The organism is Paenibacillus foliorum (assembly GCF_013141765.1).
GTDB lineage: Bacteria > Bacillota > Bacilli > Paenibacillales > NBRC-103111 > Paenibacillus_S > Paenibacillus_S foliorum.
Map to the genome: position 1 here is coordinate 58,203 of NZ_WHOD01000056.1, position 21,452 is coordinate 79,654.

The following is a 21,452-nucleotide window of genomic DNA, read 5'->3' on the forward strand; positions in this document are numbered from 1 at the left end:
CATCATCCCTCATCATCCCTCACTATTCCTCACTATCCCTCACTATCCCTCACTATCCCTCACTATCCCTTACTATTCCTCTGCCCTGCCTTAGCAAAGATGCTGCTCACAGCCGCTCTGAAGTCAGCTTGGGCTGGGTGAACAATTGCAGATAATCTGGCCCTCCGGCCTTCGAATCTGTTCCCGACAAGTTGAACCCTCCGAATGGATGAACCCCCACGATAGCCCCTGTACATTTACGGTTGATATACAGGTTTCCTACGGCAAAGGTATCCCTGGCACGCTCGATGTTTTTACGATTGTGTGTGTAAACAGAGCCAGTAAGACCATAGTCCGAAAAATTGGCAATACGCAGCGCGTCTTCAAAGTCATCCGCCTTCGTAAAAGCAAGCAGAGGACCGAATATTTCCTCCTGCATAATCCGAGAGCCTGGATCGGCATCCGCTACCACGGTAGGTCGGATAAACCACCCATCTCCCCCGGCAGCACTTCCCCCGGCGGTGATGCGCCCCTCTGTTTTTGCAATATGAATATAGCCAAGAATGGATTCATAAGCACTTTGGTTAATGACTGGGCCCGTACCGCAGTAGAAGTCCTGAACGTCTCCTACCTTCAGCTCGTCGGCTAGCTCCGAGCAGCGCTTCAGCACAGCATCGTACACATCACGATGCACAATGGCGCGTGAGCAGGCCGAGCACTTTTGACCTGAATAGCCGAAGGCTGACGCTACAATACCCTGTGCAGCCTGCTCCAAATCAGCATCACGATCAACAATAATCGCGTCTTTGCCGCCCAGCTCACCGACAAACCTTTTCAGCCAACGCTGACCGGAGACCTGACGGGATGACAGCTCATGCAGATGCAGGCCTACATCCTTGGAGCCAGTAAAGGAGATGAATCTAGTCAATGGATGAGCCGTAAGATATTGCCCAATCTCCTTGCCGCTTCCTGGCAGCAGCTGGACGGCTTCAGTCGGAATGCCTGCATGCCGGAGCAGCTCTACGAACTTAATTGCAATAACAGGCGTAAGGCTGGAAGGCTTTACTACTACGGTATTTCCAGCTACTAACGCTGCGGTCGTCATGCCTGCCAGAATCGCAAGGGGGAAATTCCATGGTGCGATAATGATTCCAACGCCAAGTCCTAAGTAGTCCAGCCGGTTTCTTTCCCCACTCATCCCGATTAGCTCACGCTCACCCCTCTGGGCTAGCTGCAGCATTTGCCTGCCATAATACTCCATAAAATCGATAGCTTCGGCCGTTTCCCCATCGGCTTCAGTCCTCACCTTGCCCGCTTCCACCATCAGCCACGCCGAAAATTCATGCTTGCGGCGGCGCAGCTCGGCAGCTGCTCTAAACAGACAATCTGCACGGCTTTCCAGACTGACTCCCGACCATGTGGCAAAAGCTGAGTACGCCGTTTGTATGGCTTGTTCCGCAAGAACAGCATCTGCATGGGACACGGACCCGATTACCTGGTTGAAGTTCGATGGATTGACGGATAAGATACGTCGTTTCGTCTCCACCGTCTTGTTTCCAATAAACAGCGGATAGTCCCGGCCCAACTGTGTGCGAACCTGCACCAGCGCTTGCTTAAAGCGATTCTCCTCCGACTCATTGTTAAAGTCTGTAAAAGGCTCTGGACGATATGGCATCATGGCATTATCCCCTTTCCGTCAATGCGGATTCTACTCTCATTAAGGCCCAATCGATCTCATCTTTCATGATCGTAAGTGGCGGAGCAATCCGTATAATGTTTGCATGTGTTTCCTTACATAAAACACCAAGCTCCATTAGCCTATGGCAATAGGGCCTTGCTTCCTCATCCAATTCAATTCCAATCAGCAGTCCTCTACCACGGATATCCCGAATTCTTGGCGATCGTATCCGCTTCAGCCGCTTCAGCATGTAATCGCCCCAAATGCGCGCGCGCTGCTCCAGCTTTTCTTCATCCAGCACCTGCAAGGCAGCAATAGAAACGGCGCAGGCCAGCGGGTTTCCACCAAAGGTAGACCCGTGCGAGCCTGCATTAAACACGCCTAGCACTTCGCGGTCGGCCGCAACAGCGGATACTGGCAGCACCCCTCCGCCAAGCGCTTTACCAAGAATGTATACGTCGGGGACAACATTCTCCCAGTCACAGGCGAAGCGCTGCCCGGTCCGTCCGAGTCCGGTCTGGATCTCGTCAGCCATCATCAGCACTTGATGCTCCCTACAGATCGCCGCAGCCTCCCGCAAATATCCGTTAGGCGGTATGATGACTCCGGCTTCACCTTGAATCGGTTCGAATAAGAAGGCCGCCGTATGAGGCGTAATCGCTCGCCGCAACGCTTCTGCATCACCAAATGGAACCGTCACAAAGCCAGGCGTAAACGGGCCGAACCTGAATTTATAAGCCGGTTCGGTTGAGAACGAAGTAATACTTAAGGTGCGCCCATGAAAATTATTAGCACAGACGATGATTTCCGCTTGCATATCTGGTACGCCTTTCACCTGGTATGCCCACCGTCGGGCTGCCTTGAGAGCAGTCTCCACAGCCTCGGCTCCGGTATTCATCGGAAGTATGGTTGTTTTGCCCGTAAGCTGACTCAGCATCTCATACCATTCTCCCGCCCGATCATGGTGAAATGCTCTGGATGTCAGGGTTACTCGATCAGCCTGGTCGAGAAGCGCCTTGATGATCTTTTTATGCCTATGCCCGTGGTTAACTGCAGAATACGCACTCAGCATATCGAGATAACGGCGCCCTTCGGCATCCTCCGCCCAAACACCCTCGGCTTGAACAATGACAATAGGCAAGGGATTGTAATTTGTTGCTCCATACCGCTCTGTTTGCCCAATTATTTGTTCTGTACGCTCCATCATGTTGGGCCTCCTACGAGTTTTGCTTTAGCAAAACTGGCTTCGCAAGCATTGTCGAACTTCCCTTTTAAAAAAACTGAAATTTCTGATTATATGCCTCATTATATGCGGGCGTCTATGGGTTCGTTCGTAAGACTCAAACCTCACTATGGAAATCTACTGTTCATGAATGGCCTTAATAACAAAAAGAACCGTTGCTGTAACCGGCTCTTTTGGACTGAATGGGCTGCCTTGTTCGCTAATGAAATGATTTCCAAAAATCCCCATGAACCGAAATGATACTTATAATCTCTGCGAATGGGATCGTAAAAGTCGGGAAACCCGCTACATAAGGTGCAATTTCATACGGCTCGAAATACAGATGCAGTGCATGGTCGGAGATGAAAAATGGCTGATTGGGTTTGATACCCTTATACGTGTCAGGGAAAACATACGAATACTGCGGATCCTCTTTAATTTGCTTGCCAACGATATCACTCAATACTTTGACATAGTTGCTGCCGGGCTTGAACAAATCTTTTAATTCATAGATCTGGCCATTGACCAGATTCACATGGACATACTGCTTGGAAGGCATACCGTGAGCAGCGCCAAATGGGAAGTTATAGCCGGTCAGCTCCAGCACGAGAAGATTTTTTTTATAAAATTCAATATTAAAATCTCCCGTATAGGAATAACCCAGCTGCACATTGCCAGGCACTTTTTTAACTTGAGACTTCTCCTTAAGCACGGCATTGACCTTCCTTTGCGCCGCCTTATTAGCCATGCCTTCGATCTGCGGGAAATAGACTAAATAATCCTTGTTAGGCTTGAATTTTTCCTCTCTAACCTTCAAAGGTGGATTCAGCGGAATCACCGTATTTTGCTGCCAAACGACATGCCCTGCGCGGTCGAGATAGGATATCCGTTGATCGACATTGGCTTGTATCAAAGGTGGCACAAGGATAAGAACACCGCTCCCCGCCACTTTCGGGTAACCATCAGCTGCTTTGCCGCTGCGGTCAATGAAGAAGGTTTGCTTTTGATCATTTACAGAGGCTAGCCCTTGTTTGAAATCACCCACATCATGATATCTAAAAGAGGTCAGAAGCTGTCCATTCCAATCTGCAATGGCATAGATCGAGCCTATGAAGGGCTGCTGAACGTCGATTGCTTTGCCCAACGCCAGTCGCTGTTCTCCAAGCGTCCGAATGTCATTATAGGCTGGTTTTATAATATAGTTAGCTTGCTTGTCTATTAGACCATAGCGGGCTCCGTAATCTTCTGCCGTATTCACAACTGCTCTTCCATCCATAAAAACATTGGCATAAGTATAAGCCGGCTGAATAACAATGCTCCCTTTTTCATCGATGTAGCCGTATTTGCCCTGAAGCTGCTGCTGAAAAGAAAGTAGACCGTCACCAAGCGGACCCACAGAGGCAAAAGGATAGGATGCAAGCTTGCTGCCGTCCAAGCCAATCAATGCAAAGTCGTTATCCTTTACTTTAACTACCGTCTTGTTATGCTTGAAGTCTCCTGCTTCTTGGAACTGGGGTTTGATAATTTCGTTGCCTTGCAGATCAAGAAACCCATACAAGCTGGAACCATCGGGATTTGCAACAGATGCCATAGCTCTTCCATTGCTATAAGGCGCTATATAGTTGTAAGCCTTCTTAGTAATAATGTGCCCATCCCCACCGATCACCTTGAAGCCTTGGCCATCGATAACAACAGCCCGGCCTTCCGAGAAAGGACTAATGGAGTCATAAATTGGCTTCACTACATATTGGCCCGTTGAATTAATTAAGCCATTGCGTCCATTCATCTGTACAATTGCGAGACCGTTATTTTGAAAATCAGAAGCATATTCGTACTGCGGCTGAATGACCATAGTCCCCTTGCTGTCTATAAACCCCCATCTCACTCCATCCATTGTTTTGACCGAAGCCGGAAACAGTAAAATTGGAATGTCACGTGCCATACGTACGGATTGAAGCTGCTGCTGAAGCTCAAGCCATTTCTCCTTGGATGGGTATTCATGATTTAAGCTAAGCCCCTTCTTAATGGAAATAGCAGCGGCCTGCTTCATCCCAGCCTTGATCTGTGCATCAGCTAAGTAATACCAATAAAATGCATAATCCGGATACTGGCGAACCAAGTGCTCATAGTAGCGAACAACTTTCGGATAATAATATAAGTATACATCGGGGGCAGGAACAAGCTTGCCCTCATGCCATCTCACTACTTCAACGATATAGGCTTCTCCAGTGTCATGGATCCATAACGCAAATTCGGCAAGGCCATCCTTCCCCTGTTCGCTCGGCATATCCTCTACTTGCATATAGCTAAAGTTGGCATCGGGCGGAGCTAGAATATCTCGCAGTCCATCGGCAGTCCATTCATATACAGACAACTGCGACCAAATGGACCCGACTCTCCAGCCTACAATAAGATTATTAATGCCGGGGGTTGTAACCGGTGCCGCTGTCAGGACGCTGACTTGGTAGCCCGTACCCTTCACGTTGGCAGCCGTAGACCAAACATTATCGCTGTACTTCAACACGAGAAGATAGACCTCACCTTGTGAGCGATAGACGGCTGTGACCTCATCAACCCCGTCTCCATCCAGATCGACCGCATAAACGGCCGGTTGGGGGCTTCCATATCCTTCTATAGTCAGTAGCTCCGCACCTCGGGGCAAAAAAGCCCGCACAAGCTGTGTTACTTGTATTAGATTAGCATCCATTCCCACACCCCATTTAATTAGTCCGGCTATATCATATTGGGCATAAGTGGATTTTATGACAGTTAATAATCAATTGATACGTGAAGAGGGATGAACTAACAACAAAACGCCCCCAGCAACATGGCTGAGGACGTTGTTTAAGCTGCTATGGACACTATTTCTTCGAAGCTCTCGCTTCCTCACTCTCGTAATACACTACATTTTCCTTCTCTAAAATGCCTCTCAAGCTATAAAAGTCAAGGCTCAGCTCTCCTCTTTCGATTCTAGCCTTGGTATCTTCTTCCTTGGACATTCTTCGGTTGGAGCTCTCCAGGGCAAACTTAAGGTCTTCTTTTTTTACAAAAACAACACCGTCATCATCAGCCATCACAAGATCCCCAGGGTTAACGGAAGCGCCGCCGCATACTGTTGGTGCATTCACCCAACCACCGCGTGATTTCGTTGAGCCTTGCGAATGAATAGCTCTCGACCAAACAGGAAATCCGCATTCCCTTATTCTAGATGCATCTCGGATTCCCGCTTCGGAAACGACACCCTGAACCCCGCGTTTCATGAGCGCGTTGATGATGAGCTCTCCTATCATACCGGTGGTGCTTTCTCCAATTGTCGTAATGACTAGAACATCACCCGGCTTGCAAACCTCGATGGCCGCATGAATCATTAAATTATCTCCCGCAAAGCAGGTGACTGTAACCGCCGGACCGCAAATCATATTGCCCTGTCTGACCGTCTTCAATTCATGACTTACAAGTCCGATTTTTCCTTGGGCCTCATACACAGTAGAGACATCAAGCTTGGAGAAATCTTCAATAATTGTTTTATCAGGTCGTTCAATGTTTCTTACAACGTACCTTTCCATCAGTTGAACTCGCCCCCTACATAAGGGAAGCAGCGGCTGAAGGCCTCCGCATATTGGTATTGGTTGTTGCCTGAGACCCTGCGTGCGTGATTGCCCCGCAGCTTGGCCTTCGCCCCATAGTATTCAATCAAATGCTTCTGAGCTTTAAAGCAGTTCATCGCAGCTTCCTTCTGCTCGTACGTTTCTGTAATGTCCATGATCACATCGGGTTTGAAGTCGCTGATTTCGGATTGATGGGGCTCAAAGCCAAACAGCCGCGCCTGCTTAGTAGTCGGATACCCATCGTATCGCACACCATTCGAGGTAGAAAGAACACTTGCATCAAACACGAACTTCCCAACTGCCTCGTGATCCGGATTAAATGCGTCTTTAAAGCCATGTGTCAAAATATGATGCGGAGCCGTTTCACGGATTTTACAAACCATTTGCTCCATCCGCTCGTCAGTTAATTTCATGTGATAATCTTCATAATCCCAAATTTCCATTTGAGTGATGCCAAGATGCCCCGCAGCTTGCCCGATTTCCTCTCTTCGGATTTTTTTTACATTTTCCACAGTCTGCCCTTCGATATTCCAAAGATCGTTCGATTCCCCTCTAACACCATAGCTTAATATGATTAACGTGACATTGGCACCATGCTTGATGTATTTGGCTATCGCACCTCCGCTTCTCCAAACAAAATCCGCAGCATGGGCGCTGACAACCAATAAATTCACATTTGAGTCAATCATAGGTTCATCTCCTCTCCTATCAGCCTTCTACTAAGAAGGCTGTATTTTTTACAATCATTCTTTTCACTTCTTCTTTTGTAAAACCATTATTCAGCAAGTTTGTAACAAAAATTTGCATTCCCTCATCGGGATATAAACCATCCGGTTGACCAAGATCTGTTGAAATAATACTATTCTCGGGACCGACAAAACGGATCTCCTCGTATACCTTTTCCCATGTTGTTTTGTTGGAATGCGGGGTAGTAAAGCAATATTCCATTATAGCTCCCAGCTCTACGAGCTCTTTTTGTTCCTCTTTTGACAAATTGACCGAAGGAAAGTTCGGATGAGTAATTACGATTTTTTTCACTTGGCGGTCTACTGCAGTTCGAACAAGTGCGAATATCTCTTGTTTGCTTAAATGTCCTGTTGCAAGCACCAGATTGTATTCCTTTATAATGTCGAGAATATCAAACACACTCTCTTTAAGGGCTCCATCTTCAAAGATAGAAATACTAGACTGTGTTTTCCCTTGTTCAATTAATTGCATTTGCAGCTTAGCCCAGAATGGCAGCTTGGCAGGCTTGCTGCTTTTGAAGTGCTCCTGCTCATTTGCAGCATCGAAAGTAGGCATCCAAACGATTTTGGCATTGGCTCTTGCAGCCATTTCAACGGCCATCGGATTCAGAGCTCCAACTGCGTTATTCAAACAAACCGCTCCGATGGCGTTAAAGTTCGGATTTATTTTATTAATCAGCTTCGCTCTTTCGGCTGTGCAGAAGTAATGGGATTTAATCCCGTAACCTTTCATTCCTAGCTTCTGCAGCCGTTCCGCCATCTCTAGGTCATCCAGCTTTCGGTTCATCACATCGGGACCTGAATGGACGTGAAGATCATAGGCTCCAATAAGCAATTCTGCAGCTTCCATATCCAATTCCTCGCTTTCAAAACATTTTAGTAGATCAATATTGTTCAACAATTATGGCTACAGAGAAAAGCTACACTAGATTTCCCTGTGTGTCAATGTTATTTATTTTGATATTTATCCTTCTTCACTCACAATGACCTTTTTCCCCCGCAGCTTTAACAACAGAGGAACAGCAAGCCATAAAATGCCAGCTATCAGCAATACGGCTGAAACAGGTCTTTCTAAAAAAATCATAAAATCGCCATTGCTGGCAGTTAATGCCCTTCTCATATTATTTTCGAGCATAGGTCCCAGAACAAGCCCTAACACTAACGGGGCAAGCGGAAAATCATTGCGTGCAAGGAAGTACCCAGCTAAACCGCAGCCCATCAACACATATAAGTTAAATGTGTTTACCTGCACCGCGTAAACGCCGAACACGGAAATGGCTAATATAATAGGCAGCAAATACTTGGGAGGCGTTTGAATGATTTTGGTAAAAACTTTTACCAAGGGCATATTCAAAATAAGCAGCATAACATTGCCTATAAACATACTTGCAATCAAACCCCAAACGACTTGAGGATGCTTCTCAAACAAAAGGGGACCTGGTTGAATATTGTACATAAATAGAGCACCCATCAGAATAGCCGTTGTCCCGGAACCGGGTATCCCTAACGTGAGAAGTGGAATCATTGAGCCTCCGGAGGCACCGTTATTAGCCGATTCCGGTCCTGCTACTCCCTCAATTGCCCCGTGTCCGAACTTCTCCGGATGCTTGCTTAATTTCTTCTCCATACTATAGGAGAAGAAGGAGGCGATAGAAGCACCGGCGCCCGGCAGGATACCGACAAAAAATCCTAACACAGAGCCGCGTACGATAGGCATTGCACTATCCTTCATATCTTTTTTAGTGGGCAGTATACGGTTAATTTTCGGAAAAATATTCGATTGAATATCCGACTCCAGAATGGTTTTGAACACCTCGCCCAATGCAAAAAGTCCTACAGCAACGGTTAAGAAGTCAATTCCTTGATATAGAACAGGAAGTTCAAAAGTAAATCTGGCAACTCCTGAGACGGCATCGATTCCAATTGTAGCTAGCAGCAAACCCATTACGGTCATTATCAAGGCTTTAGTCATCGATTTGCCAGCCAATCCCGTAACAGCCGCCAATCCTAGCACGACCAGTGAAAAGTACTCGGCCGGACCGAATTTGATAGCTAATTTGGCCATCGGCTCCGCCACCGCTATCAGTCCAATCAGAGCAACAATACCCGCAATAAATGAACCGATCGCTGCAATGGATAAAGCGCTTCCTGCTCTACCCTGCTTGGCCATTTGATAGCCGTCCAAGGTGGTAATAACTGAAGCTGATTCACCAGGTGTATTGATTAATATAGAAGTCGTCGATCCGCCGTACATGGCCCCGTAATACACACCTGCGAGCATGATGATGGAGCTGGTAGCTGCTTCCTCTGGAGTTAATCCTCCCGTCAAGGTTGAAGTTATTGGAATCAGCAGAGCGACCCCACTCATCGGTCCAATTCCTGGAAGCACCCCTACGGCCGTTCCAATCAATACACCAAAAAAAGCAAAGAGTAAATTATGCCATTGAAAAGCTACGGCAAAGCCGTTTCCTAAAAATTCAAGTGTAGACATTATGTTTCCTTCCTTCTCCTAGGTTCAGAAACCGAGCCATTCCGGAAGTGCCGGGAGCGTTCCTTGCAGTACGGTTACATAAACGTAATACACACCCACTGAAATTGCCGCAGAAATAATGATGGAAAATAACAGCTTCTTCCGTTCCAGTGTCTGAAATCCGATCAGCAAAAATAGGAACGTTGCAATCACATATCCGATTTTTTCCAATAAAAAGACATATAAAACCATAGCAGCAAAGATGATGCCAAATCGCTTGTAATCAAGCTTGGCCTCCGATTTATCATTCTTCACACGCAAATTTTCGTAAAATAACCGTATGCTTAGTAATATTAGAATAATACCAAGACCCATGGGAAATATATTGGAGCCCACGCTGCTGCCGTAAGCGCTTTGAGAAATATTACGGCTATCCACCACGAAAAAGGCGCCTATGGCGAGAAAAGCGATGCTCGCGTAACGGTCAAACATTTTATTGGCCATGCTTTTCCTCCTACTTTACTTTCCCATTTCCAGTACTTTTAGCAAATCTTGAATGATTTTATTCTGCTCATCCAATGCTTTGCTGAAGCTGGCGGAATCTTTGTAATCTGCCTCCCAGCCGTTGGCTGCCATTTCCTTTTTCCACTTCTCAGATTCGGACAGCTTTTTCAAATTTTCATCCCAGAATTTTTTGGCGTCGGCACTCATTTCCTTCGCTCCAAACACGCCTCGCCAAATATTGAAATCCGCATCAATGCCTAACTCTTTCATAGTTGGCACATCTTTAAATACACCGGATAAACGCTTAGGGGAATTAACAGCAAGCACTTTAATTTTTCCTGATTCCAGAAATTCTCCTACTTCCGCAGCAGTACTTGCCAATATATCCGCATTGCCCCCGAGCAGCGCTGTCATGGATTGTGCTTTACCATCATAAGAAACATACTTGACTTTCTTGGGATCGATGCCGTATTTAGAAGCCGGATAAATGAAAGTCAAATGGTCTACAGTTCCTGGCCCCGTCCCTCCAGCTAATGTTAATTTAGTCGGATCTGCTTTCAAATCGTTAAAAAGCGTTTTCAAATCGTTGTATTTGGAATTGGCAGCTACCGCAACTATGCCATAATCTCTGAACAGCTGTGCAAGCGGTGTCGTATCTTTATAGCTGTATGGGATACCGCCGTCCTTTTTCAAATTATTGATAAGCATCGAAGGGGAATTAACAAAAAACTTGTAATTGTTTTTGGTATCGTTGACTGCGTAATCTGTCATAAAAACAGTGCCGCCGCCTCCAGGCTTGACTTCAACCGTCATATTTTGATTAACGTATTTCTCTTCTGCCAATATTTTTGTAACAGACCTTGCCGCTTTGTCGAATGCACCGCCCGCGCCTGATGGAGCAACGAAAACAATTGGCTTTGTAGGATAATTTGAAGCCCCTGACTGCTCCTTTTTGGCGCCGGTGCTTACTGCTCCTCCTGTCCCTGTACTTCCGCACGCAGCCAAACTAAGGGTCAATACTCCAGCTAATAAAACTTGAAAACCTTTTCCAGTTACTGCTTTCAACATAGCAGAATCTCCTCCATAATGAATGATTTATTGATGCACGGATTTATTAATTAATGCTTCAAGTACCTGTGTAAAATGCTCAGGAGCTTTCATATCGAAGTAAGATTTTAAATCCAGATCAACTAGCTGCTGCAGCTTGCCCTTGGTCGCTAAGGATACAGAATAATCCAAATCCAGATCCTTCAATGTGCTGATGACTTCTCCCATCTCAGCCACTCTTCGCTCGGCATGAATAGCAGTACGTGTAAGAAGAAGATTAGCTAATTCCTCCGTGGAATGGTTAGATAAAGTGCCCCGGATCGATGATAAAATTTCTTGTTCAATGCCTGATTTATAAGCTGCAGTGAGCGTTTCCAGAAGCAAAGCTGTAAACCCTTTCATGAAAATGCTGCGAACCATTTTCATTGCGGATGCGCTTCCAGCTTCATCATTGATATAGGTAATATTCATTCCGTATGTACCCATGAGGTCTGTAAACTTACGCGCACCTGTACCGCTGACTGAGATCGGAACTTTATGACGATGTGGTGGAACCGCTTCCATAACTGCTGCATCTACGAACCCTGCACCTGCATCATCCATAAACTTAGCAATTTCTTGCTTCACTTTTGGAGATGCTGAATTCATATCCACGTAGATTTGCTCTTTCTGCAAAAAAGCAGCCGATTCTTGAGCGATCGCAAGTGCATACTTCGCACTGGTCGCGCAAAAAACAACTTGGCTGCTTTCTATTAATTGTTTCAACGACGAAGTTAAAGTCACATTAGCCAAGTCAGCCCGTTCTTTTATGATGGGTCCAACTACCGGATCTGTAGACATAACGTCAAATGCGAAGATATCTGTAACTCCCTCGGACACTAAGCCACTGGTAATATGAAATGCAGCTTCACCGAATCCGATGAAGCCTATGCCTGGCTGGTTCAATGTTCTGGCCCCCTTTTAAGTAAGTAAACAAGCGGATAAGAATAAAAATTAATATTGCCCTCTAAATTGTTCAACAATTATGTGCACAATTAAGAATATAACGTATCTGCAAAATAGTGTCAATAACCAAGCTAAAAAAGTCAAATATAGAGGCCGGTTATAACAAATATTGATAGTTATTTTCTATTGTTGTTCGGACATTAGAAATATGCTGCTTGATGGCTTCCTCCGCTTTCTCTGAGTCATGATTTTTCAAAGTAGTAAAGATCATTTGATGTTCATTAAAGGAACTTTCGTTTCTCCCAGGAATAAGCAATGTTCGGAATTGGAACCGCATTAACTGCGTTTTTATCATATTCACCATTTCTGTAGCTTGTATATTTCTGGATGCTTTGTAGATGATGCTATGGAATTCCTTATTTAATTTTGAATATTCGTCAAACTGATTTTGCTTCAGGAAATCTCCCATTCTTAATAAGAGCTGCTCCAGTGCATCAACTTCTGCGTCCGTAATATGTTTGGCTGCCGATCTAGCAATCAGACCTTCCAAAGCCTCTCTTATTTCAAGATAGTTTTTCACTTCTTCCAAAGTAAACGATTTAATGGTCGCTCCTTTGTTATTTTCAATTTTGACCAAATTCTCCTGCTCCAGCTTCAATAAAGCCTTTTTCACAGTATTTCGGCTTACGCTTATCAATTCCGATAGCTGGCTTTCAATCAGCTTTTGAGTCGGTTTGAAGGTTCCATCCAAAATTCGTTCGCGAATATATTTATAGGCATACTCAGTTTGATTGCTCATTATTATTTCCCCTATGTTTTGTTATTTGATTAGACAATTTTGTAATACAATTTTGTTCACAATTATCGTACGTATTTTTTTACCTGTTGTCAATGAGCAATTGAATGCGTGTATAGGAATTTTCCCCAGAAGTATAGACTTATAATAATCCAGAGTTTATACTGCTATTATAAGGAACCCGCTTTAAGGGAACCCTTATTTAAAAGAATCTACATACGTATAACCGACACCCTATGGTGTCTTTTTTGTTTGGCATCCCCCACTTCAGGAGTGATAGACAATGGAATTCATACTGGATAAAATGGAAACCAAGATCGAGTTTTTTGAAGCTTACGATCTTACAACGCTTGAACGAAAAATGGAAGAGCAAATCAACATGAATAAAGCATTGCTGCTGGATGTGCACTCTGTTCAGCATCATGTTACCTTCGACCCCAACCGGAACAAGATGTTATACACCGCCCTGATACACTATAAAGTGAAATAAATAGCTCTTATTCTTCATAAAAAAACCGCCTTGCAGCGTCCTTGGTTTACGATCTACGTTTGTGCGTTTTGGAGGGATGGATGTGGGATTCCGGCCGCTGTGAACTCATGTTCCTTTGAATTTATGGCTTGGGAGCAGTTGGAACATGATCTTCCAAGGTGGACGCTCACGCTCCTCCACCCCACGCTATCAGCTAAAATGTATCTAAGGGAAAAATGGCTCTAACGATCATAGTAGAGAGTACTCGAGGAAAGCACCCTAGTAACGTACGGAAGTACTTGTTCCTTTATCGTCTGGGAAGCACCAAAAACAGAGAAGTAACGGAACTGCTGGTTCCTTTATTTCTCTGTTTTTGTGCATAGCGCTCCCATTCTGCCTAAATAAAGGAATTCCGGCTTCCGTTGTCGTCTTAATTGGAAGCAGCAGATTGAATAAAGGAACTCTCAGTTCCGCTCAACTATTCATGATATCTTAATAAAAAGCAGCCCCTGTTTGTTCACAGGGACTGCTTTTTTGGGAGAATAACCATCAACATCTAAATATCAAAGACATGGTCGCAGGCGCGTCATTTGACACCTTTCCTATGAGAAGCAGAAAATGCAAAAGTAGAGATGATTCCTGCTAGAAGAAATAATTCCGATATTAAAGAAACACTGCGTCTAATCATTGTTATCTTTCACTCGCCTTTCCAATCCTTTACCTTATCGTTCCTTCTTATCTACTTTAAGTCTATTTCAACAAAAAAAAAATCCCCCATTTGGGGGAGTACCCGCAAAAAATGGGAGATAATTTGGTGGTAGTTCAATACCCTACCCTTCGGATTTGTTACTTTTATTACTGCTTGTGGTCGTTGCTCCATCCGCTTTCTTAGTACCCTTGCTGGTATAAGGCTTCGGAGCGTTCTTGGCTCTATTGGCACTAGCTTGCCATCGGTTCCAGCCCTTACGGTCTGTTCCTCTACCTGTTCCGCCTTTACCCTTAGCTTTACTCAAATTACATCACTCCGTTATTGTTTGTATATGAAAATAACCTGACCTAGGTTAGTTTTATCCTTATTGCTTAATTATTTAATCAAGCATGAAGAAATATACCTCATAGCACACCGCATGTACAGAACAAAGCTCCAATAACGCTAAATTTTCTTTAATCGGTGTCGACCCTGATAGATACACTCGGGGCTGGGGGATAATTCAATCCCTTATGCCCCATTTTTCACATCTAATTATAGGACATCCAAATCGTATTCCCCACAACCTCAAAGCCCTGCTTGTACCAGAAATTCTTCGATTTCTCAATCGAATATACATACATTTTTCTATTAGGGTACTTCACTTTAAGCCAATCTATAAAGAACTTTGCATAGCCCTTGCGTTCAAATTCCTTCAGCACATCCAAAGCTTCTATAAATACAATATCGGTTTTATTTTTAATATCAATGTAGAAATCTTTTTCCAGGTATTTATCCTCAATGTCGAAATAATCGGTTTCTGCTTTATGAATTAACTGCTTCCCGCTATTGTACTCCCATATCACACCATACCCGACCATGGTATTGTCATCTTCAATGATATAAATATTATCAGGAATTTCCGAGACATCTTTCTTGCTCAATTCCGCCGCATGGTAAGTAGATTTTATTTCACTTAATTGGGCTTGCATTTCTTGATCAAATGGTTTTGCAGTAATCGTAGGCATGGCTAATCTCCTTTTACTTGTTATAGCGTGTATAGTCTCCTAAGAAAAAGAAGCAGGGTGCTAGTTCGATCCCTACTTCTTCTAGTTTAATCAGTATCGTCTATTAACATTAAGCGTATTTAAGACTAACTTATTAGCTTCCTGCCGTCAAATCTGTATGCCTCAATCTCTAAATCAATTTCACGCGACATGGCGCTCACTCCTCTTTTTTCAGTAGTCTGTTTGGACTCTAAAAAATAGCAATCATCCCACCTTATGACGTGTAGTAAAACCCCTTTATTTATTCAACAAGCTGGCGATAAATTCTATAATTTTAACCATAATAAGGAAATAGAAAAAAAGGCCCTTCTTTCAATTTAATTCCACTTCAGAATTTGATTTGAAAGAAGCGCCCTATCCAATGGCTTATATCAATATGTTTATTTCTTTGGCGCGCTGGAGCGCCTGCACTCGATTGTTTACGCTAAGCTTTCTATACAAGTTTTTAATATGCGACTTTACGGTTTCACCCGTGATGTTCAGACGAAGAGCGATTTCCTTGTTCGACAATCCATCTGCGACCAACAGTACAATTCTCGTTTCCTGCTCGGTTAGCAGTTCTTTAAGAGACAGATCCTCTTCTGGCGTGATGTTCAAAGCTTGAAGCAGCTGCTTCACATAAGCCAAGGGAGCCGAGGGAGCTCTTAATCGACTGTTCAAATAATCAGACAGCATAGCCGCCATCATTGTGCCTTCATCAATAAAACTGCGGATGTACCCTTCTGGTTCCGCCAAGTGCAGCGCTGTCTCCAGTTGAACAAAAGCAGCCTCTGCTTGCCCCGAGCGATGAAGCGTCAAACTTTGCAAAATTAATACCTTGATTCGATCCCGGAGACGATCTTCCTTGTATAATAGCTCATACAACCGTTCCAATAGATACAACGATTCTTCGACGCGTCCGCACGCTGCAAGCACTCTAGCGAAAGCTAGATGCTCTACCATACGAAACAGCGAAACCTCATCCGTATGCGCCAGACCACATTTCTCCATCCAACGCATTGCATCTTGGACTGAGCCTTGCTGTAGAGATAGACAAGCTTGTTCTGCTTCAATATTCAGCATAAATAATTCATACTCGGGGGAGATAATCTGCGACTTCAACTGCGTGAGCAGCTCAGAGGCTCGGCTTGAATTTCCTTGAGCTTGCTGAATCCGCGAAGCGCTGATCGAAATTTGAATCAAAATCCGTGCAAAAGGCTGAATATCCTTGCGTCCCAGTGCCTGACTTATATAAAACTCTGCTTCTTCCAACCGATTCCACTCATACAGCAATTTACTGTAAGAAGCATATAAACTTCCATTAAAAGGATACTCCTTCTTGGCGCCCCAAGCTTTAATCCATTTAAACAAAAATATATCCGCGGCATGAAGATCGTTGATAAACGCCAAATGGTCATCAAACGAATCATAGCCTTGATATCTGTTCCGCCCCATAGTTTGAAAGAAACTACCTTCCGGCATATATCGCTCAACTAACTCTAAATATTCAGAGGTTCGCTCCAAATCCTTTTGAAGATAAGTAGTAATCGAACTGAAGAAGTAGATATTGCCCATTGCCTGATGCCATTGCTCATCACTCAATTCCCCCTGCATCCCTTGAAATCTCATCCTTGCTTGACCCACTCTTCTAAAAGCGGCTTCCCATTCTCCGACCCCCAGCAACACGGAGATGTAGAACATTTCAATCATAGGCTTCTCAACAAAGGAATTTTCCGGTAAAACAGTTATCCATCTATTCAATGCAACACTCTTTGATTGCACCAAGGTATGAAGATTTTCCTCGATCAACCGAACGGCATCTGCATACTGTTTTCCCTCTAAGAAATGCTCCACCGCTTCTTCTTTAAATCCATGGCTCTCCAACCAATGCGCCGCATGAATATGCGCTTGCATCCATTTTGCAGGATCTGTTTGGAATAATATACGTTGCAAAAAATCGGAAAACAAATGATGATACCTATACCAATTTCTTTTATCATCTAAAGGGATGGTGAACAAATTCAGCTGCTCTAGCTTTTCCAATTGTTCTTGACTGTTCATTTGACCCGTTACAGCCTGACATAATGTACGGTTCATACGACTTAGAATGGATGTTTCCAATAAAAAAGCGCGCATGGACTCCGATTGATGATGAAGCACCTCTTCCAGCAAATAATCGGATATATCGTGCTGCTGACCGCTAAATCGATGAATGGATTCAGCTATATTATCGCTGCGTTTCAGAGAAATCGCCGCCAGCTGCAGCCCACTGATCCAACCCTCTGTGCGATGGAACAGCTCTGTCACTTGCTCCTTCGTTAGCATCAAATCTGTTGTATCCTGAAAAAAGACAAGTCCCTCATCCAGTTGAAAACGCAAATCCTGCATAATAATTCGATGTAATTCACCTTTTACCAGAAGTCGAGCGGTAGGAATGGCCAAATCAGAACGACTGGCCACATAAAAATGAATATGCGGGGGCAAATGCTCAAGAAGATAGATCAATGTATGGTGAATCGCAGGGAGCTCGATAAGATGATAATCATCGAGAATGATCACCAGTTCCCCGGTTAATCCATTCAGCTCATTTAAGAGTGCCATGGTCGCAGGCTCCATATACATCGAAGGGCCTTTCTCAAGAAGAGCTCCCATCGCACCGCCAAAGCCGGGAACTACCTCCTGAATAGAAGCAGTGACATACCTCCAAAACCGAATCCAGTCATTATCCAGCTTATCTAGCGAAACCCATGCCACAAGTGCATTGCATTGCTTCACCCATTCACTTAACACTGTTGTTTTTCCGTAACCGGCCTGTGCGGAAACAAGCGTCAACTTGGCTTTCATTCCTTCATTAAGCTTGTTAATCAGCCTCGGCCGAGATACCAAAGAGGTACGAATTGAAGGGATATGGAGTTTAGTAGATACAATCATGGGAATACCCTCCGTGTTTAAAGCATCAAGCCACTTTCCATACAATCCGATTGCCTTCTCTGTCTGTTGATGCTCCGTTATTGTTTATCGAGAACTGTACAACATCATCTTTAGTATGTAAAGAATATTTCAAGATGAATTCAGTTTTGAATTTGAATGTTTACTTCAACTATTACGCTCCCGAGTCTGATTAGTTGCAAACATGCTGCATCATTTTAATAGCAGCTTTGTCCAACTTCCTGTCATCATAAAATAGATCCCTCAAGCTGTTTCATTGCTTGAGGGATCATGCGCCAACATTTTCAGCAAAACAGTTACAGCCCCTGCTCTTCAAAAAATCTAATTCGTCTTAGCCCTCTCACCCCGATTTTCAGCAAAACCTCGGGACAATGGCAATCCGATTACCGCCATAACGATCAAACAATAGAACAGCCAGTGATAGTCCAGCATCAGGCTGACCATTACCGAAGCAGCCATCCCACCTATATAACGAAAGGTTGAGAATATCCCTGAAGCCACACCGGACATTTCCTTGGGCACCGCTTGCATCGATGCAGCCTGCATGGAGGGCGTCCCGATCCCAGCTCCAATACCTCCTACAAGCAATACAACCGCTATGTACAAAAATGTCGGATATTGATAGATGCCCAAAAATCCAATCACCGCCGCTCCCGAAATCAGGAATGACAGCAATACCAGCTTCTTCTTCCCAAGCTTCTCGGTCAAAGAGCCTCCGAACCATGAGCAGGCCGACATCGCTAATGAAAAAATAAACAGCAGAACCCCGACGGTTTGTACAGAATAATGGTATGTCTTTTGCAGCAGCACAGGCATGACTAAAATCGTACTGTACATGATCGCGTTGCTTAGTAAAATAGCCAGGTTCGCACTGGTGAACATTGGGATTTTAAATAAAGTAAATTGAATCAACGGCTCCCTACACCGCAATTCCTGGCGTATAAACAGAAAAACTGTAACAGCTAGTATAGCCATCGTCCACACATTGAAATATTCAGGATGGGTGACGCTAAGAGTCAATATGGTTAACCCGATAATCAAATACACCGAGCCTAGAATATCCAATGATATCCCCGTGCTATTGCGAGTACCGGGCAAATAGATGTAAGCCGCAACTAAACTAAAAAGAGCGAACGGAATGTTGATCCAGAATATGGACGTCCACCCTAATGAACCTATAAGGACAGAACCGATTAAAGGCCCTATGGCTGCACCTAGTCCCATTAGCAGTCCGAACATTCCGAATGTCTGGGCCAGCTTTTCCTTCGGAACCACATCTCGAATCAGTGCGCTCGCATTTGGGGCCGCTATGGCTCCTCCAATCGCCTGAAGCGCACGGAATATAATGAGCCAAATCAGATTGAACGAAAACATGCAGGCTGCCGCAGCAACTAGAAACAGCAGCATACCTAGCAGGAACATCGTTCGTTTCCCGTAAATATCGCCCATTTTTCCGGCAATCGGTTGTAAGGCGGCCATAACAATCAAGTAAATCGTAATCACCCAAGAGGCTTGTGATAGAGGGACGCCAAGAGCGTCCGCAATAGTTGGCAAACCTACGGCAATCATGGTGGAGTTAACAGGAACCAAGAAGGTTCCTGTTAAAATAGATAATAAGACGAGCCGGTAATTAGAATTGGCCAAAATGGACAACTCCCTTAGTACCGTCCACCGTCACTCTGTCTCCATCCTTTAAAACGGAGGTCGCAACCTTGGATCCTACGACAGCGGGCAGTTTGTATTCTCTCGCCACGGTTCCCGCGTGTGAGAGAATTCCCCCAGCATCGGTAACGATAGCTCCCACGATAGAGAACAACACTGTCCACGGCGGAGTTGTCGTTTTACAGACGAGAACATCTCCTTGCTGTACTTTGGCAAAATCCTCTGGATTGCGGACTACCCTAACTGTTCCCGTGTAAGTACCCTGGGAAGCTGCATAGCCTGTAAACGTCTGTTCTTTTTCTTGAATCTCAGGAGGCTTGCCACCAAAAATACGCTCCAATACAGGGTTCATTGGCTGTTCAGGGGGTACACCGTAGAACGGCGCGACTTGCTTTTGTTTATTAGCTTCATGCTCGATTTTTCGCTGTTCTACTGTGCCATGAAGCGGTGTCGGAGCGGATAATGCTTCCAACAGCTCATCGAGATACAAGTAGCAGATATCTTCCTTATCGGAGAACGCACCTTGCTCTACCAGCAGCTCGCCGACCTTTAGGAGAAACAGTCTTGATTTGGCAGGCAGCATCGCGTCTATATAGAAGTGGTGGTCCTCATCTAACCCCCAGGAATCAAGCGCCCATTGATACATCCTGATGAAGGTTTGCTTCAATTCGCCTTCAGGCATTTTGGCAAGCGCTTCTCTTGTTCTGGCTTCTCTTTCTTGTACAGTCTCGGCAAATTCACGGTCAAAATCATAGCTTTTCTGCGTATAAGCGGCAATGATGCGCAACGCGTGCTCCGGATTCTCCACCCACGTTTCATCATTGAACTCATGGGAATTAGACGAGCGGTATCCGTAGGTTTCCAGCACGGTTTGCAAGTGCTCAAGCAGCACTCTACCCCCCTCTGATTGTTCCAATGCTGCCTTGTAGCCCACGTCTGCCGGTCCAGCAAAAGCTGCCTTCGTATCCGCTGACTGATTAGCTAAATCAGCAAGCCTCCACAGCTCTCTATCCGTTTCGAGCGACTTGTTCATTACACCGGACAGCATATCGTAAATAACCGTTGTATGGGTCTCTCCGGTCAATTGGCCATATAATTGTTCCAACACAAAGAATGCGGAACGCGGCATAACAATTTCAAAGTGAAGCTGCCAAGCTCTGCGATAGAAGTCATGCAGCTCTTGCACTTTATCCTTCGCTTCATTTAGAGTTAGCGTCTGATTCCGGTATTCGTCCAGTTGACGGTAGTATGTCAAAAACTCGCCATCGACGTAATCCTGCAGCATTTTTTTCAGAACAGGGAGTATGGGACCTACAGTCCCCTTGTGCTCCTCAAGCCTCTGCAGAGGATCTCCGGGATATGGTACGGTATCCTGATAAATACGGCCGTCCGCTACCTTAAATCTAAATTGGAGAAGCGGCATCTTCAAATTTTCAAAAGCAAGCTTCGTGCCTTCCGTAACCGCAGGTACCATAAAAGAGGCAAATAAGGGCGTTAACGCGTGTGCCAGATGGACTTCATCCTGGACCCAGAAGCTCTGCTTCTTGTCTTCCTCATTTAACATTAATGTGCTTTGAAATAATGTTTGGACTGTCATGGCTTGAACATGCCTCCTTAGGGGATGGTGAATCCTGGTTTTTATC

General features: G+C 44.8%; 17 protein-coding genes. 1 reads left to right on the top strand and 16 read right to left on the bottom strand.

The features are described 5' to 3' along the window. Nucleotides 1-106: 106 nt before the first annotated feature. From pruA to GC093_RS15080, 11 genes are all read right to left on the bottom strand, one after another. Entirely contained in the window at nt 107-1,657 is a 1,551-nt protein-coding gene (gene pruA / locus GC093_RS15030; RefSeq protein WP_171652705.1) for an L-glutamate gamma-semialdehyde dehydrogenase, read from the bottom strand. A 4-nt stretch (nt 1,658-1,661) separates the two neighbouring features. After that, on the bottom strand, nt 1,662-2,861 hold the full coding sequence (locus tag GC093_RS15035; RefSeq protein ID WP_171652794.1) for an ornithine--oxo-acid transaminase: 1,200 nt from the start codon (nt 2,859-2,861) through the stop codon (nt 1,662-1,664). A gap of 238 nt (nt 2,862-3,099) precedes the next feature. Then, nucleotides 3,100-5,586 carry a WG repeat-containing protein gene (locus GC093_RS15040; protein ID WP_171652706.1) on the bottom strand — a complete coding sequence of 829 codons (2,487 nt, stop codon included), beginning with the start codon at nt 5,584-5,586 and terminating at the stop codon, nt 3,100-3,102. A gap of 154 nt (nt 5,587-5,740) precedes the next feature. Further along, nucleotides 5,741-6,445, bottom strand: a complete 705-nt coding sequence (locus GC093_RS15045; RefSeq protein ID WP_171652707.1) for a 4-carboxy-4-hydroxy-2-oxoadipate aldolase/oxaloacetate decarboxylase — start codon at nt 6,443-6,445, stop codon at nt 5,741-5,743. Beyond that, entirely contained in the window at nt 6,445-7,176 is a 732-nt protein-coding gene (locus GC093_RS15050; RefSeq protein WP_171652708.1) for a PIG-L deacetylase family protein, read from the bottom strand. Before GC093_RS15050 ends, GC093_RS15045 begins: the two co-directional genes overlap by 1 nt. Before the next feature lie 19 nt (nt 7,177-7,195). Continuing rightward, complete coding sequence (locus tag GC093_RS15055) at nt 7,196-8,083, bottom strand: DUF6282 family protein (protein ID WP_171652709.1); 888 nt, start codon at nt 8,081-8,083, stop codon at nt 7,196-7,198. A gap of 114 nt (nt 8,084-8,197) precedes the next feature. After that, the gene (locus GC093_RS15060; RefSeq protein ID WP_171652710.1) at nt 8,198-9,724 is read right to left on the bottom strand and encodes a tripartite tricarboxylate transporter permease; all 1,527 of its coding nucleotides are present in this window, start codon (nt 9,722-9,724) and stop codon (nt 8,198-8,200) included. Between the two features lie 24 nt (nt 9,725-9,748). Next, nucleotides 9,749-10,207, bottom strand: coding sequence for a tripartite tricarboxylate transporter TctB family protein (locus tag GC093_RS15065; RefSeq protein WP_171652711.1), 459 nt, complete (start codon nt 10,205-10,207; stop codon nt 9,749-9,751). A gap of 15 nt (nt 10,208-10,222) precedes the next feature. Next, on the bottom strand, nt 10,223-11,275 hold the full coding sequence (locus GC093_RS15070; RefSeq protein WP_171652712.1) for a tripartite tricarboxylate transporter substrate binding protein: 1,053 nt from the start codon (nt 11,273-11,275) through the stop codon (nt 10,223-10,225). Nucleotides 11,276-11,302: 27 nt separating this feature from the next. Further along, on the bottom strand, nt 11,303-12,199 hold the full coding sequence (locus tag GC093_RS15075; RefSeq protein ID WP_171652713.1) for a DUF1932 domain-containing protein: 897 nt from the start codon (nt 12,197-12,199) through the stop codon (nt 11,303-11,305). Between the two features lie 157 nt (nt 12,200-12,356). Continuing rightward, nucleotides 12,357-12,998, bottom strand: a complete 642-nt coding sequence (locus tag GC093_RS15080) for a GntR family transcriptional regulator (RefSeq protein WP_171652714.1) — start codon at nt 12,996-12,998, stop codon at nt 12,357-12,359. Between the two features lie 280 nt (nt 12,999-13,278). Between GC093_RS15080 and GC093_RS15085 the strand changes: the two genes are divergently transcribed. Then, nucleotides 13,279-13,485, top strand: a complete 207-nt coding sequence (locus GC093_RS15085; RefSeq protein WP_171652715.1) for a DUF2536 family protein — start codon at nt 13,279-13,281, stop codon at nt 13,483-13,485. An 809-nt stretch (nt 13,486-14,294) separates the two neighbouring features. On the opposite strand, the gene GC093_RS15090 is transcribed toward GC093_RS15085, so the two are convergent. From GC093_RS15090 to GC093_RS15110, 5 genes are all read right to left on the bottom strand, one after another. After that, entirely contained in the window at nt 14,295-14,477 is a 183-nt protein-coding gene (locus GC093_RS15090; protein WP_171652716.1) for a DUF3934 family protein, read from the bottom strand. A 226-nt stretch (nt 14,478-14,703) separates the two neighbouring features. Continuing rightward, complete coding sequence (locus GC093_RS15095) at nt 14,704-15,180, bottom strand: GNAT family N-acetyltransferase (protein WP_171652717.1); 477 nt, start codon at nt 15,178-15,180, stop codon at nt 14,704-14,706. 405 nt (nt 15,181-15,585) lie between these two features. Then, nucleotides 15,586-18,129: a winged helix-turn-helix domain-containing protein gene (locus GC093_RS15100; protein ID WP_171652718.1), complete on the bottom strand. Its 2,544-nt coding sequence runs from the start codon at nt 18,127-18,129 to the stop codon at nt 15,586-15,588. A gap of 339 nt (nt 18,130-18,468) precedes the next feature. Continuing rightward, the gene (locus GC093_RS15105) at nt 18,469-19,791 is read right to left on the bottom strand and encodes an MFS transporter (RefSeq protein WP_246314411.1); all 1,323 of its coding nucleotides are present in this window, start codon (nt 19,789-19,791) and stop codon (nt 18,469-18,471) included. Continuing rightward, the gene (locus GC093_RS15110) at nt 19,778-21,406 is read right to left on the bottom strand and encodes a PEP-utilizing enzyme (protein WP_171652719.1); all 1,629 of its coding nucleotides are present in this window, start codon (nt 21,404-21,406) and stop codon (nt 19,778-19,780) included. Before GC093_RS15110 ends, GC093_RS15105 begins: the two co-directional genes overlap by 14 nt. Nucleotides 21,407-21,452 lie beyond the last annotated feature (46 nt).